The organism is Tardiphaga sp. 42S5 (assembly GCF_034044155.1).
In the GTDB taxonomy this organism is placed as follows: domain Bacteria; phylum Pseudomonadota; class Alphaproteobacteria; order Rhizobiales; family Xanthobacteraceae; genus Tardiphaga; species Tardiphaga robiniae.
This window is the reverse complement of sequence record NZ_CP139027.1, coordinates 2,026,425-2,038,883: the sequence shown is the minus strand read 5'-3', so window position 1 is coordinate 2,038,883 and position 12,459 is coordinate 2,026,425. Positions and strand designations below refer to the sequence as shown.

Below are 12,459 nucleotides of genomic sequence, written 5' to 3'. Positions count from 1 at the left end.
GAACTCGTTAAGGCTTACTTCGGCCGAACGCTTTGATCGCCACCGGGACTGCCGGGCGGGGGAATCACCGGCGTATTGCTGCTATCTGAATTCGGCGCGCGTGCCCGCATCGCGGGATCGACATTGCTCGGCGGGCACAGAACACCATCTGACTTCGCAAGTTTATCGCCCAACGGCTCCGGGCTCTGGCCGGTCGTCGTACCGCTTGGAGCAATCGTCCCCTGTGGGGTCGTTTGTGTGGGTGCACAATTGGCATTTGCGCGCTCGGCCGATGGCGGCGCGGTCCGTGCGGGAGGCGTCGGCGGCGCCTGCGCGAAGGCGGCGCTGGAACCGGCGATGACTAGACCTGCGATGACGAGCGACTGTTTGATCTGCATCCGGAGCCAACCGCGGGCGCGAACGGAGGTTCCGGTCCCGCGCTCCACAGTCAGGATTTAATGTAGCGGATCAGCGAAAAATGCCCCATCGGCGGCATCGGCCGCCGCTCGGCCAGTGTGATCCCGCCATGGACCGTTGCCCAGTCCACCAGCCGCTTCCACGGAAATTCCGGTCGCCAGCCGAGACGGCGCGCCAGCGGCGCAAAGGCCAGTTCGAAAATCTTGCGCGGACCGCTTTCAGCGCCGATGTGATTGACGAGAATGAGCTCGCCGCCTGGTTTCAACACGCGGATGAAATCGTCCAGCGTCGCTTCCGGATCGGGTACGGCTGTGATGACATATTGCGCCACGACGGCATCGAAATGATTGTCGGGGAATGCGAGATTCTTCGCATCCATAACCGCCAGCGTTTCGACATTGGTGAGATTGTGGGTGCGGACGCGCTCATGCGCCTTGCGCAGCATCGGCTCGGAAATATCGACGCCGCAAATCTTCGTGGTGCGGGCGTAATCGACCAGCGACAGACCCGTGCCGACGCCGACATCGAGGATGCGGCCGCCGATGCGATCGGCCTCGATAATCGTCGATTGCCGACCGCTATCGAACACCTTGCCAAAAACGAGATCGTAAATCGGCGCCCAGCGCCCGTAAGCCTTCGCGACCCCCGCGCGGTCGATATCGCCAGCCATGCCCCTACCCTGAACTCTTACACACGCATCGCTGCGACGGCGGGGACATTAGCATCGCGGGGGGAGGTGCTGACAGGGCTTTTCGCCGCAGCGCTCTTGATGAAGCCGCCGCCGAGCACGCGGGCCTGCCCGTCCGGCGCGTCGTAGAACACACAGGCCTGACCGGGCGATACGCCCTCTTCGCCGCCGACCAGTTCGATCTCGTAGCCGCCATTCACGGCACGCAACCAGGCCGGCTGCGGCGCACGCGTCGAGCGCACCTTGACGAACAGCTCGAGACCGTCGCCAACGGCGCTATCGAGCGTCCCGCCGCCGATCCAGTTAACGTCGCGCAGCACAATGCGGTGCATCCGCAAGGCCTCACGCGGGCCAACCACCACGCGACGGGTGATGGCATCGAGTTTGACGACATAGAGGGGCGCACTCGCTGCAATACCGAGGCCGCGGCGCTGGCCGATAGTGAAATGGACAATGCCGTCGTGGCGGCCGATGACATGGCCATCCATATCGACGATCTCGCCCGGTTCGAGCGCATTCGGCTTCAGACGCTCGATCACGTCGGTGTAGCGGCCGGACGGCACGAAGCAGATGTCCTGGCTGTCCTGCTTGTCGGCGACCGACAGATCGAACTGCCGAGCCAATTCGCGGGTCTGCGGCTTGCTCATGTCGCCGAGCGGAAAGCGGAGATAATCGAGCTGTTCCTGCGTGGTGGCGAACAGGAAATAGCTCTGGTCGCGATCGGCATCGGCAGCGCAGACCATGGCGCGCGAGCCGTCAGCAAGGCGGCGTGAGGCCACGTAATGCCCGGTCGCCAGCGCCTGCGCGCCGAGATCGCGCGCGGTCGCCAGCAGGTCGCGGAACTTGACCGAACGATTGCATTCGATGCACGGCACCGGCGTTTCGCCGGAAGCATAGCTCGCGGCGAAATTGTCGATGACCGACTCGCGGAACCGGCTTTCGTAATCCAGCACATAATGCGGGATCCCGATCCGCTCGGCGACGTCGCGGGCATCATGGATGTCACGGCCGGCGCAGCAGGCGCCCTTGCGATGGGTGGCGGCGCCGTGATCGTAGAGTTGTAGCGTAATACCGACGACGTCGTAGCCCTGCGACTTCAACAGCGCAGCCGTCGCCGAGGAGTCGACGCCGCCGGACATGGCGACCACGACCCTGGTGTCCTGCGGACGGCCTTCGAGATCGAGACTGTTGAGCATGGTTTCGGTCACTGATGCGACCGCGCTGGCTGCAAACCGTCGCGATCAGGAAAACGGAGCCAAATCCCGGAACTTAAGGTCGGTCCGACAATGGGTTGGGATATGGCACTTTAATATAGGCCGCCTTGCGCTCAATCAATCACGGCGCCTCGCCGGAAACGGCAATTCTTGCCGCCGGGCAGAAAAGATAATGCCGCGACGGTCCCCACGGAGGTTCCATCCGAATTACAACATACTGATTATATAGATATTTTTATAAAACGAGAGGTGGCCCGGTCCTTGCTGAAAGGAGGATAGAACTCTTCTGGAAAGGCCGCCCGTGGTTAGCGTCACGTCCGATATCGTCTCAAACGTCTCGTTTCAGAACGCACGATCGAATTCGTCCCACGACGATCAGCGGTCGGATGCCGACAGCTTCGGCTCGCTGGTCGACAGCAACACTGCCGCCAGCGTCGTGACCGATCGCGCCGCGGCCGCCCAGCCTGATCTGCCCGCACCCGCACGGCGCGACGACACGCGCTCCTCAAGCAATGACCGCACACGGCAGGCCGACGATCGCGCCGACAACGCGGCCGCCAATGCACGTGACCGCGACACCCAGGCAGCCGATGCCGCGCAGGACTCCCGCAAGGCGAAGAAGAGCGACCCGAGCGACACGAAGGCCGATTCCAAGGCCGACGCGAAGATGGGCGACAAGACCGACACCAAGGACGCCTCGTCCAAGGATACCGACAAGACCGCAACGACCGACACTGACGCAACGGCTTCAACCGAGAAGCCCGTCGCGATCGCCGCCGTCGCCGTCGCGATCCCCATACCTGCGGCCACGACCGATGTTGCAGTAGCTCCGACGGCGCCCGAAACCACTGGCGTTGCACAGCCTCTCGCCATCGCTGCAGCCGTTCTGAAAGCCCAGACGGCAGTGACCGAAGCTGCGACGGCTGACGTCGAAGCAGCGCCTGCAACGACGCCCCCGGAAGCCGAAGCGAATTTCGCAGCACTTATCGCATCCGCGACGCCCGCGGGCGGCAAAGCCGGCGCAAAGAAGACCGGCACAGCCGATGCAACAACGGCATCAACGGCTGAGGCTAAATCAGAAGACAAGACGAAAGCGACCACGACGACGTCCACGCAGCCAGTCGACGCGGCCGCAGCGGCAACAGTCGGCAAGGAAGCCAAGCCGGGCGACAAACCCGTAGAGGACGTAGCAACCGACCCGACCGCCGTTGCACCGGAAGCTGTAAAGCCCGCGGCTGGCGCTGCCCATGAGCGTCGTACCGAACACACCGCCCAGGCTGCAATACCGGATGTAGCTGCGCCGACCACCAATAGCTTGCAGCAGCAACCGTTGCCGACCGCACCGACGCCGATTGCAGCTGCGACCCCGCAATTGACCGCCACGGTCGCGACCAATGCGCCAGTGCCTTTGAACGGCGTCGCTGTCGAGATCGCCCAGAACGCCAAATCGGGCAAGAGTAGCTTCGACATCCGGCTCGACCCTGCTGAGCTTGGCCGTATCGATGTCCGCCTCGAAGTCGACAAGCACGGCAATGTCACCTCGCATCTCACCGTCGAGAAGCCGGAAACCCTGACCATGTTGCGCCAGGATGCACCGCAACTGCAGCGCGCACTCGAACAGGCCGGCCTCAAGACCAATGACAGCGGACTACAATTCAGCCTGCGCGATCAGTCGCAAGGCCAGCAACAAAACAGTGGCGAGAATTCGGGCCGCAACGCCCAGCGCCTTGTGATCCACGAAGACGAGTCCGTGCCTGCGATCGCTGCGGGCCGTGGTTATGGCCGCATGCTGGGATCCAGCAGCGGCGTCGACATCAGTATTTGAGGAGCGAACCATGGCAGTTGACGCAACGACTCCACCCCCTGTCGTATCCGGTACCACACCGGTATCGAACTCGAGCAGCAGCTCTGGCTCGACGACCACCGGCATTGCGGATAATTTCCAGACGTTCCTGACACTGCTGACGACGCAGCTGCAGAACCAGAACCCGCTCGATCCGCTCGATACCAACCAGTTCACACAGCAGCTGGTACAGTTCGCGGGCGTCGAACAGCAGCTCAAGTCGAACGATCAGCTGAAAGCTCTGGTCGATCTTGGCAAAGCTACGGAAGCGACGCAGGCGCTCATCTATGTCGGCAACAACGTCGCCGTCGATGGCAGCACGGCGCAATTCAAGACGTCGGCGACATGGAATCTGCTCGCCGACAAGGACTCGACAGCCACCGTCAACATTACGAATTCAGCTGGTAACGTTGTCTACACCGGCAAGTATACGTTGAAGTCCGGCAACGGCACTTTCGTATGGGACGGTAAAGGCAATGATGGCGTTCAGTATCCCGAAGGGGCCTATACGCTGACGGCAACGGGCAAGGACGACAACGGTCGCGACGTCGCCATCTCCACGGAAGTCCAGGGCGTTGTCGATTCCGTCGATCTGTCAGCGAGCCCCGCCCTGCTCTCGATCAATGGCACCAACTATACCGTCGACAAGATCAAGCGTGTGGTGCGTCCGACGACGCCGCCACCCACACAGACAACCTGACGCTGCGCCGCATCATCTCCTCGGGACGATTATTTCGAACCAAATCCAGTTCTATTCGCATTGGAGTTGTAGGCTTAGGCAAATTTTAAGTCGCTGGGCGTAGATTGTTGAAGTGAGTTCAGTGGTTGAGAGTTTGTGAGTACGCCATGACAGAACCCCATCGCCCGAGGGTCAAATACGTCATCGGGCCTGACGGCAGTCCGTTAACAATTGCGGATCTGCCCGCGCCCGGAACCAAACGGTGGGTCATCCGCCGTAAAGCCGAAGTTGTCGCCGCCGTCCGCGGTGGCCTTTTGTCTCTTGAGGAAGCCTGCAGCCGCTATACGCTGACAGTCGACGAATTTCTCTCCTGGCAGTTCTCGATCGACCAGCACGGTCTGGCAGGACTGCGGACCACCCGCATCCAGCAGTATCGTCAGTAAACGAATCGTTAATATCTCCAATTCGATGAAAACCGGCTCCCTCATGGGAAGCCGGTTTTCGTCATTTGGCCATATTTTTGCCACCCGTTAACCGCCGTTAACCATATCGAAACCATACCCCGGCAAAATTTGCCCAGTCGGTCTTTGAGGCCGAATCTCAGGGGCTGGTTCGTGCAGAGTCTTCTAAGTTTCCTTAAGGGTCTCGGCGCGGCGCGCCTGATGGCGATGGTCGCGGTCACGGCCGCACTCATCGGCTTCTTTGCTTTCGTCATCATGCGGGTCACCACGCCGCAGATGACCACCCTGTTCACGGACCTGAGCGTCGAGGACTCCTCGGCGATCATCAAGGACCTGGAACGCCAGGCTATCCCCTATGAGCTGAAGAACGACGGTGCCGCCATCATGGTGCCGAAGGACAAGGTGACCCGCCTGCGCATGAAGCTGGCCGAAGGCGGCCTGCCCAAGGGTGGCGGCGTCGGCTACGAGATTTTCGACAAGTCCGACGCTCTCGGCACAACAAGTTTTGTTCAGAATATCAACCACTTACGTGCTCTCGAAGGCGAATTGGCTCGAACTATCCGGGCGATCGACCGGGTGCAGTTTGCCCGCGTCCACCTCGTCCTGCCGGAACGCCCCCTGTTCTCCCGCGAAGCGCCTGAGCCTTCGGCCTCGATCGTCGTCCGCGTCCGCGGCGCCCTCGACCCACAGCAGGTTCGGGCGATCCGCCATGTTGTCGCCTCGGCCGTCAACGGCCTAAAGCCGGCCCGGGTTTCGATCGTCGACGAAGCGGGACAACTGCTCGCCGACGGCGCCGCCGACGCGACCATGGAGGGCGCCACCGGCGACGAGCGCCGCGCCGGCTTCGAGAAGCGGATGCGCAGCCAGGTCGAAGCGATCGTTTCCTCGGTGGTGGGCGCAGGCCGGGCCCGGGTCCAGCTCACAGCCGACTTCGACTACAACAAGGTCACGCAGACCTCCGACAAATTCGACCCTGAAGGCCGGGTCTTGCGCTCCAGCCAGAGCCGCGAAGAATCCTCCGCCGTCGGCGAGCGGGATGGCCAAGTCACCGTCAACAACGAACTGCCGGGAAATCAGGCGGCTGGCAACACGGGGACGGCGAAGGATCAAAGCAAGAAGTCGGAAGAAACCAACAATTACGAAATCTCCCGCGTCACCAAGACCGAAGTTACCGAAGCAGGCCGTGTCAATCGCATCTCGGTCGCGGTCCTGGTCGACGGCAGCTACAGCAAGAACGAGAAGGGCGAGCAGGTCTACGCCCAACGCCCCAAGGAAGAACTCGATCGCATCGCAGCGCTGGTCCGTTCGGCCATTGGCTTCGACCAGAAGCGCGGCGATCAGGTCGAGGTCGTCAACCTGAAATTCGCCGAGGGCCCAACTGTCGTTCCGACGCCGGAGCCGACCGGTTTGCTCGGCATGATGCAATTCACCAAGGATGACGTGATGCACGTCATCGAACTCGCGGTCATGATGCTGCTCGGTCTGGTCGTGATGTTCATGGTCATCCGCCCGCTGGTCCGCCGCGTCCTCGCCTCTGAGCCCGTGCCGGCGCTCCCCGCAGCCAACGCTCTCGTTCTTCCCGACGGTGTCGCCCTCAGCGCTGACGGACAGACCGTCATTCCCGCCAGCGGCCCCAACATGATCGACGTCGCCACCATCCAGGGTCAGGTCCACGCGCAATCCGTGCATCGCGTGGGCGAACTGGCCGATCGTAACCCCAACGAAACCGCAGCCATTGTTCGCGCATGGCTGCAGGAACCGGCGTGATCTGAATGGCATCCGTTCCGCAAACCACCGGCGATAACAGCAGCGACATCGCCAGCGTCGTAGCATCGCTCGCACAGCGCCAGGGTGGCCGTGCGCCCGCGAAACCGCTCAGCGGCCCGAAGCGTGCAGCCATCCTGATGCTGGCGCTGGGCGAACAGTATGGCGGCAAGGTGTGGGCGCAGCTCGACGACGACGAAGTGCGTGAGCTTTCACTTCACATGTCGTCGCTCGGAACCATCGAGCCGGAGACGGTCGAAGATCTGCTGCTCGAATTCGTATCGCGGATGTCCGCCTCCGGCGCCCTGATGGGCACTTTCGATGCCACCGAGCGTCTGCTGACCCAGTATCTGCCGTCCGAGCGCGTCAGCGGTATCATGGAAGAAATCCGCGGCCCCGCCGGCCGCAACATGTGGGAAAAACTCTCGAACGTGCAGGAAGAGGTTCTCGCGAACTACCTGAAGAACGAATATCCGCAGACCGTCGCTGTGGTGCTGTCGAAGCTGAAGCCGGAGCATGCGGCACGCGTGCTCGGCATCCTGCCCGAGGATCTTGCGCTCGACGTCATCAACCGCATGCTCAAGATGGAAGCGGTGCAGAAGGAAGTCATCGAGCGCGTCGAACAGACGCTGCGCGTCGAATTCATGTCGAACCTCTCGCAGACCCGTCGCCGCGACGCGCACGAAGTCATGGCAGAAATCTTCAACAATTTCGACCGCCAGACCGAGACGCGCTTCATCACCTCGCTGGAAGAAGACAATCGCGAGGCGGCCGAGCGCATCAAGGCGCTGATGTTTACCTTCGACGACCTCATCAAGCTGGATGCCGGCTCGGCACAGACCCTGATGCGCAGCATCGACAAGGACAAGCTGGGTATCGCATTGAAGAGCGCCAACGAGGAAGTTCGCGCCTTCTTCATGGGCAACATGTCGTCCCGCGCCGCCAAGATGTTGACCGACGATATGGCCGCACTCGGCCCGGTCCGCCTGCGCGACGTCGACGAGGCACAGGCGCTGCTGGTGAATTTGGCCAAGGATCTCGCGGCCAAGGGCGAAATCGTGCTGACCAAGAACCGCGCCGACGACGAGCTGGTGTATTGATGGCGGCTCCTGCAAAATTTCTGTTCGATATGGACTTCGCAGCGCCCGACAAGACGCGCGCGCCCCCGATCACGCCCGCCGAGATCGCGGAGAAGGTTGCCAACGCCGAGGCCCAGGCCTATCGCGCCGGCTTCGATGCGGCCCAGCGCGAAGCCAAGGCCGAAAGCGACCGTCGCGCCGCATTGGCGCTGGAACAGATCGGCGTTGCGATCTCCTCGATCTCGTCGCGCTTCGGGACCATCGAAGAAAAGATGGAAACCGAAGCTGTCGATGTCGCGGTATCGGTGGCACGCAAACTCTGCAGTGAATTGATCGCCGTCGAGCCGCTCACCGAAGTCATGGCTCTGGTCCACGACTGTTTCAAGAATCTGGTGTCGACGCCGCATCTCGTGGTGCGCATCAACGACCAGCTCTACGACGAAGCACGCGAACGCATCGAGAAACAGGCCAAACAAAGCGGCTTCGCCGGCCGCCTCGTCATTCTCGCCGAGCCGGACATCGAAAATGGCGACTGCAAAATCGAATGGGCGGATGGCGGCGTCGTGCTGGAGCGCGCAACCATCGACGCCAAGATCAACGAACTCGTCGGACGCTACATGGCGTCGCGCAATCAGGCCTGACAGGGCTGTGAGGACTAGAACATGAGCGATCCCCAAGTGCCGCTTCCCGATCTCAATGCCACCGATCCCGGCCCGATGGGGGACGTTGGCTATGCTGACGAAGAACAGGTCACGCGTATTGCCGCCGATCTCGAAGCGGTCTTCGACGTTCCAGTCCAGGTCTCGGCGGTGCTCGGCCGTTCCAAGATGGGTGTGGGCGAATTGCTGAAGCTCGGGCCCGGCACCGTACTCGAACTCGACCGCCGCGTCGGCGAAGCGATCGACATCTACGTGAACAACCGCCTCGTGGCACGCGGCGAAGTCGTGTTGGTCGAGGAAAAGCTCGGTGTCACTATGACCGAAATCATCAAGGCCGAACGCGGCTAGTACCGGATCAACGGCGCCTCAATGGCGCGACCAGGATATAACAGGAGATCACCATGCGGCTTCTCATCGTTGGTACCCTCAAGGGCCAACTCACCACCGCCACCAAGATCGCCATGGATAACGGCGCCTCCGTGGTTCATGCCGAAGGCCATGATCAGGCGATGGGCGTGTTGCGCGGCGGCAAGGGCGCAGACCTGCTGCTGGTGGATGTCGCCCTCGACATCCGCGACCTCGTGATGCGGCTGGAAGCTGAACACATTCATGTGCCGATCGTCGCCTGCGGCATCACCACCGATGCCCGCGCCGCGGTCGCTGCGATCCATGCCGGCGCCAAAGAATACATCCCGCTGCCGCCGGATCCGGAACTGATCGCCGCCGTTCTCGCCGCCGTCGCCAATGACAGCCGCGACCTGATCTATCGCGACGAGATGATGGGCAAGGTGGTCAAGCTGGCGCAGCAGATCGCCGGCTCCGACGCCTCTGTGATGGTCACCGGCGAATCCGGCACCGGCAAGGAAGTGCTGGCGCGTTACGTCCACACCCGCTCGAACCGCGCCAAGAAGCCCTTCATCAGTATCAACTGCGCCGCGATCCCCGAGCATCTCCTGGAGTCCGAACTGTTCGGCCATGAGAAGGGCGCCTTCACCGGCGCCATCGCACGCCGCATCGGCAAATTCGAGGAAGCCACCGGCGGTACGCTGCTGCTCGACGAAATCTCGGAAATGGACGTCCGGCTGCAGTCGAAGCTGCTACGCGCCATTCAGGAGCGCGTCATCGACCGCGTCGGCGGCACCAAGCCGGTGCCGGTGGACATTCGCATCATCGCGACGTCGAACCGCAATCTCTCCGACGCCGTGCGCGAAGGCACCTTTCGCGAGGATCTGCTGTTTCGTCTCAACGTCGTGAACCTGAAGATCCCGCCGCTGCGCGATCGGCCGGCCGATATTCTCGAACTGGCGCAGCATTTCGCCAAGAAATATGCCGACGCCAATGGCGTGCCGGTGCGCCCGATCTCCGCCGAGGCGCGCCGCGTACTCACCGCCAATCGCTGGCAGGGCAACGTCCGTGAACTCGAAAACACGATCCACCGTTCGGTGCTGATGGCCAACGGCGACGAGATCGGCGCGGATGCCATCCTGACCCCGGATGGCGATCGTCTCGACCTCGCCAAGACCCCGCCTGCCGTCGCGCATGCAACTATGGCCGCCGAAACGGTCACCCGCGCGCTGGTCGGCCGCACCGTAGCCGACGTCGAGCGCGATCTGATCCTGGAGACGCTGAAGCACTGCCTCGGCAACCGCACCCATGCGGCCAACATTCTTGGCATCTCGATCCGCACGCTGCGCAACAAGCTGAACGAATATGCCGATGGCGGTCTGCCGATCACCCCGGCTGGAGCAGGCGCCGGCGACTATCGCGCGGCCATGGGTGCGATGTAATCACGCGAAGAACGACAACGACGTGCCCTGCGAATAGCTCGGCGCGTCCTGCTTGCGAAAAATCTTGATCGGATCACCCGGCGTCAGCTCCTGCCGGGTGAACATCGCATAGGCGTAGAGCGCGAGATAACCGATCGAAATCGCGCCGATCACATAGACGATCCCAATGCCGATCCGCTTCATGCGACCGCGCCTCGTCGGACCAGATGGTGATGCCATAGCCAGATCAGCGGCACGACCACGAGTTCACCGATCAGGCTGATCAGCAATCCCACGGTCGGAAAGCCGTGACTGAGCACCGCCAGCAGACGCGCAGCCGCACCAAACACGAGAATAAAGGTCACGATCGAAATCCGCTCAAAGCGTTTTTCGATCTGTGGGATCGCCGACCAGTAGATCAGCCCGACCGCCACCAGCACGCCCTTGATGAAGCGCACATAGCCTTCCATCGTCACGCCCAGCCTGACACCCGACAGGCTGGTGCCGAACAGCACGCCGGTCAGGCCGAACAGGATGGCCACGAGGCCGACAATCGCCAGTGCGGTCTGAAGCAGTCTGCGTTCCAAAATGGGCTCCCTGGGCTCAAGCAGCCTAATAACTGCGTCATGGAACGACAATGAGCAACCGGCCACGTTGGCGCACACGACTTGGAGGTCTCCGGCTTGCGTCAGACGCCTGAATGGTTAGCTTTCCCCGCTGAGTCGCGGCAAAATGGCTGCGCACCGCTTTCCAGAGACGCAATGCCGACCTTTACCCCGCATCAGGATGCCGCGCTGAAAGCCGTCGACGACTGGCTGAAGGCGAAGCCAGGCCGCAACGGCACACCGCAGGTGTTCCGGCTGTTCGGCTTTGCCGGCACCGGCAAGACCACATTGGCGCGGCACGTCGCCGACAATGTGGACGGCGAGGTGAAATTCGCAGCCTTCACCGGCAAGGCTGCGCTGGTGATGCGCAACAAGGGTTGCGACGGCGCCTCCACGATTCACTCGCTGATCTATCGCGCCCGCGAGAGCGGCGAGGAACAGCCGAATTTCGAATTGTGGGATGACGCGCCAGCCTCGAAGGCCAAGCTGATCGTGATCGACGAATGTTCGATGGTCGACGCCGAGCTTGGCCGCGACCTGCTGTCGTTCGATTGCCCGCTGCTGGTGCTGGGCGACCCCGCCCAGTTGCCGCCGATCCAGGGCGGTGGCTTCTTCACCGAGACCGAACCCGACGTGATGCTAACGGAAGTGCATCGCCAGGCCGAGCACGATCCGATCGTGCGGATGTCGATGGATGTGCGCGAGGGTCGCTCGCTGCAGCCCGGGCAATACGGCCTCAGCGAAATCGTCTCGCGCAAGGCGCTCGATCCGGACCGTGTGATGGCTGCCGATCAGGTGTTGGTCGGCCGCAACAATACGCGGCGCGCCTATAATATGCGCGTGCGTCAGAAACTCGGCATCGAGGACCTGTTGCCGGTGGCCAATGACAAGCTGGTCTGCCTGCGCAACAACCGCAAGAAAGTGCTGTTCAATGGCGGCCTGTGGCGCGTGAAGGCACGCGCGGCATCGAAATCGCAGATCATCACCATGCGGATTTCCCCCGACGAGGACTTCGGCGGCAAGGTCACCAAGGTGTCGGTGCGCGCGGACTGTTTCTCGGGCGGCGTTGAGACGCTGCCATGGGAGCAGCGCAAGCCCTATGACGAATTCGACTACGGCTATGTGCTGACCGTGCACAAAAGCCAGGGCTCGCAATGGGACGACGTTGTTCTGTTCGACGAGAGCTTTGCATTTCAGGAGAGCCGCGCCCGCTGGCTCTACACCGGCATCACCCGTGCCGCGAAGCGCTTGAGCATTGTGGTGTAACGCGCGCGCCTTGCAATCAATCACATGCGTTGATCTGAC

Annotated in this window: 14 protein-coding genes; 9 read left to right on the top strand and 5 right to left on the bottom strand. The window is 62.2% G+C overall.

The annotated features are described in order from the left end of the window. Positions 1–14: 14 nt before the first annotated feature. The 3 genes from SFY93_RS09485 to mnmA are packed head-to-tail and all read right to left on the bottom strand — an operon-like array spanning position 15 to position 2,280. Positions 15–377, bottom strand: a complete 363-nt coding sequence (locus tag SFY93_RS09485; protein WP_320446896.1) for a hypothetical protein — start codon at positions 375–377, stop codon at positions 15–17. A 50-nt stretch (positions 378–427) separates the two neighbouring features. Then, a complete protein-coding gene (locus tag SFY93_RS09480; RefSeq protein ID WP_089262053.1) occupies positions 428–1,066 on the bottom strand; it encodes a class I SAM-dependent methyltransferase in 639 nt (212 codons plus the stop codon). A 17-nt stretch (positions 1,067–1,083) separates the two neighbouring features. Further along, positions 1,084–2,280 carry a tRNA 2-thiouridine(34) synthase MnmA gene (gene mnmA, locus SFY93_RS09475; protein ID WP_320447734.1) on the bottom strand — a complete coding sequence of 399 codons (1,197 nt, stop codon included), beginning with the start codon at positions 2,278–2,280 and terminating at the stop codon, positions 1,084–1,086. 319 nt (positions 2,281–2,599) lie between these two features. Here mnmA and SFY93_RS09470 point away from each other — a divergent pair, with 319 nt between their 5' ends. From SFY93_RS09470 to SFY93_RS09435, 8 genes are all read left to right on the top strand, one after another. Further along, entirely contained in the window at positions 2,600–4,123 is a 1,524-nt protein-coding gene (locus SFY93_RS09470; protein WP_320446895.1) for a flagellar hook-length control protein FliK, read from the top strand. A 10-nt stretch (positions 4,124–4,133) separates the two neighbouring features. Beyond that, entirely contained in the window at positions 4,134–4,841 is a 708-nt protein-coding gene (locus SFY93_RS09465) for a flagellar hook assembly protein FlgD (RefSeq protein ID WP_320446894.1), read from the top strand. A gap of 146 nt (positions 4,842–4,987) precedes the next feature. Further along, complete coding sequence (locus tag SFY93_RS09460; RefSeq protein ID WP_002714638.1) at positions 4,988–5,263, top strand: CtrA inhibitor SciP; 276 nt, start codon at positions 4,988–4,990, stop codon at positions 5,261–5,263. Between the two features lie 171 nt (positions 5,264–5,434). Next, positions 5,435–7,048 (top strand): flagellar basal-body MS-ring/collar protein FliF, encoded by a 1,614-nt coding sequence (gene fliF / locus SFY93_RS09455; RefSeq protein ID WP_089263612.1) that lies wholly within the window; start codon positions 5,435–5,437, stop codon positions 7,046–7,048. A 5-nt stretch (positions 7,049–7,053) separates the two neighbouring features. Next, complete coding sequence (gene fliG / locus SFY93_RS09450; RefSeq protein WP_089262059.1) at positions 7,054–8,145, top strand: flagellar motor switch protein FliG; 1,092 nt, start codon at positions 7,054–7,056, stop codon at positions 8,143–8,145. After that, positions 8,145–8,765, top strand: a complete 621-nt coding sequence (locus tag SFY93_RS09445) for a FliH/SctL family protein (RefSeq protein ID WP_320446893.1) — start codon at positions 8,145–8,147, stop codon at positions 8,763–8,765. Before fliG ends, SFY93_RS09445 begins: the two co-directional genes overlap by 1 nt. 21 nt (positions 8,766–8,786) lie before the next feature. Further along, positions 8,787–9,131: a flagellar motor switch protein FliN gene (fliN, locus tag SFY93_RS09440; RefSeq protein ID WP_320446892.1), complete on the top strand. Its 345-nt coding sequence runs from the start codon at positions 8,787–8,789 to the stop codon at positions 9,129–9,131. A 53-nt stretch (positions 9,132–9,184) separates the two neighbouring features. Next, positions 9,185–10,570: a sigma-54-dependent transcriptional regulator FlbD gene (locus SFY93_RS09435; RefSeq protein WP_320446891.1), complete on the top strand. Its 1,386-nt coding sequence runs from the start codon at positions 9,185–9,187 to the stop codon at positions 10,568–10,570. On the opposite strand, the gene SFY93_RS09430 is transcribed toward SFY93_RS09435, so the two are convergent. Beyond that, positions 10,571–10,753: a hypothetical protein gene (locus SFY93_RS09430; RefSeq protein ID WP_320446890.1), complete on the bottom strand. Its 183-nt coding sequence runs from the start codon at positions 10,751–10,753 to the stop codon at positions 10,571–10,573. Then, positions 10,750–11,136, bottom strand: coding sequence for a DUF4345 domain-containing protein (locus SFY93_RS09425; RefSeq protein WP_320446889.1), 387 nt, complete (start codon positions 11,134–11,136; stop codon positions 10,750–10,752). Before SFY93_RS09425 ends, SFY93_RS09430 begins: the two co-directional genes overlap by 4 nt. A 174-nt stretch (positions 11,137–11,310) precedes the next feature. On the opposite strand from SFY93_RS09425, the gene SFY93_RS09420 reads away from it, so the two are divergent. Beyond that, positions 11,311–12,420, top strand: coding sequence for an ATP-dependent DNA helicase (locus SFY93_RS09420; protein WP_093759443.1), 1,110 nt, complete (start codon positions 11,311–11,313; stop codon positions 12,418–12,420). Positions 12,421–12,459 lie beyond the last annotated feature (39 nt).

Coding starts and splice junctions, on each gene's coding strand:
- SFY93_RS09435 (WP_320446891.1), top strand. CDS start 9,185: ATGCGGCTTCTCATCGTTGGTACCCTCAAGGGCCAACTCACCACCGCC.
- SFY93_RS09480 (WP_089262053.1), bottom strand. CDS start 1,066: ATGGCTGGCGATATCGACCGCGCGGGGGTCGCGAAGGCTTACGGGCGC.
- SFY93_RS09445 (WP_320446893.1), top strand. CDS start 8,145: ATGGCGGCTCCTGCAAAATTTCTGTTCGATATGGACTTCGCAGCGCCC.
- fliG (WP_089262059.1), top strand. CDS start 7,054: ATGGCATCCGTTCCGCAAACCACCGGCGATAACAGCAGCGACATCGCC.
- mnmA (WP_320447734.1), bottom strand. CDS start 2,280: ATGCTCAACAGTCTCGATCTCGAAGGCCGTCCGCAGGACACCAGGGTC.
- SFY93_RS09465 (WP_320446894.1), top strand. CDS start 4,134: ATGGCAGTTGACGCAACGACTCCACCCCCTGTCGTATCCGGTACCACA.
- SFY93_RS09420 (WP_093759443.1), top strand. CDS start 11,311: ATGCCGACCTTTACCCCGCATCAGGATGCCGCGCTGAAAGCCGTCGAC.
- fliN (WP_320446892.1), top strand. CDS start 8,787: ATGAGCGATCCCCAAGTGCCGCTTCCCGATCTCAATGCCACCGATCCC.
- SFY93_RS09430 (WP_320446890.1), bottom strand. CDS start 10,753: ATGAAGCGGATCGGCATTGGGATCGTCTATGTGATCGGCGCGATTTCG.
- SFY93_RS09485 (WP_320446896.1), bottom strand. CDS start 377: ATGCAGATCAAACAGTCGCTCGTCATCGCAGGTCTAGTCATCGCCGGT.
- SFY93_RS09460 (WP_002714638.1), top strand. CDS start 4,988: ATGACAGAACCCCATCGCCCGAGGGTCAAATACGTCATCGGGCCTGAC.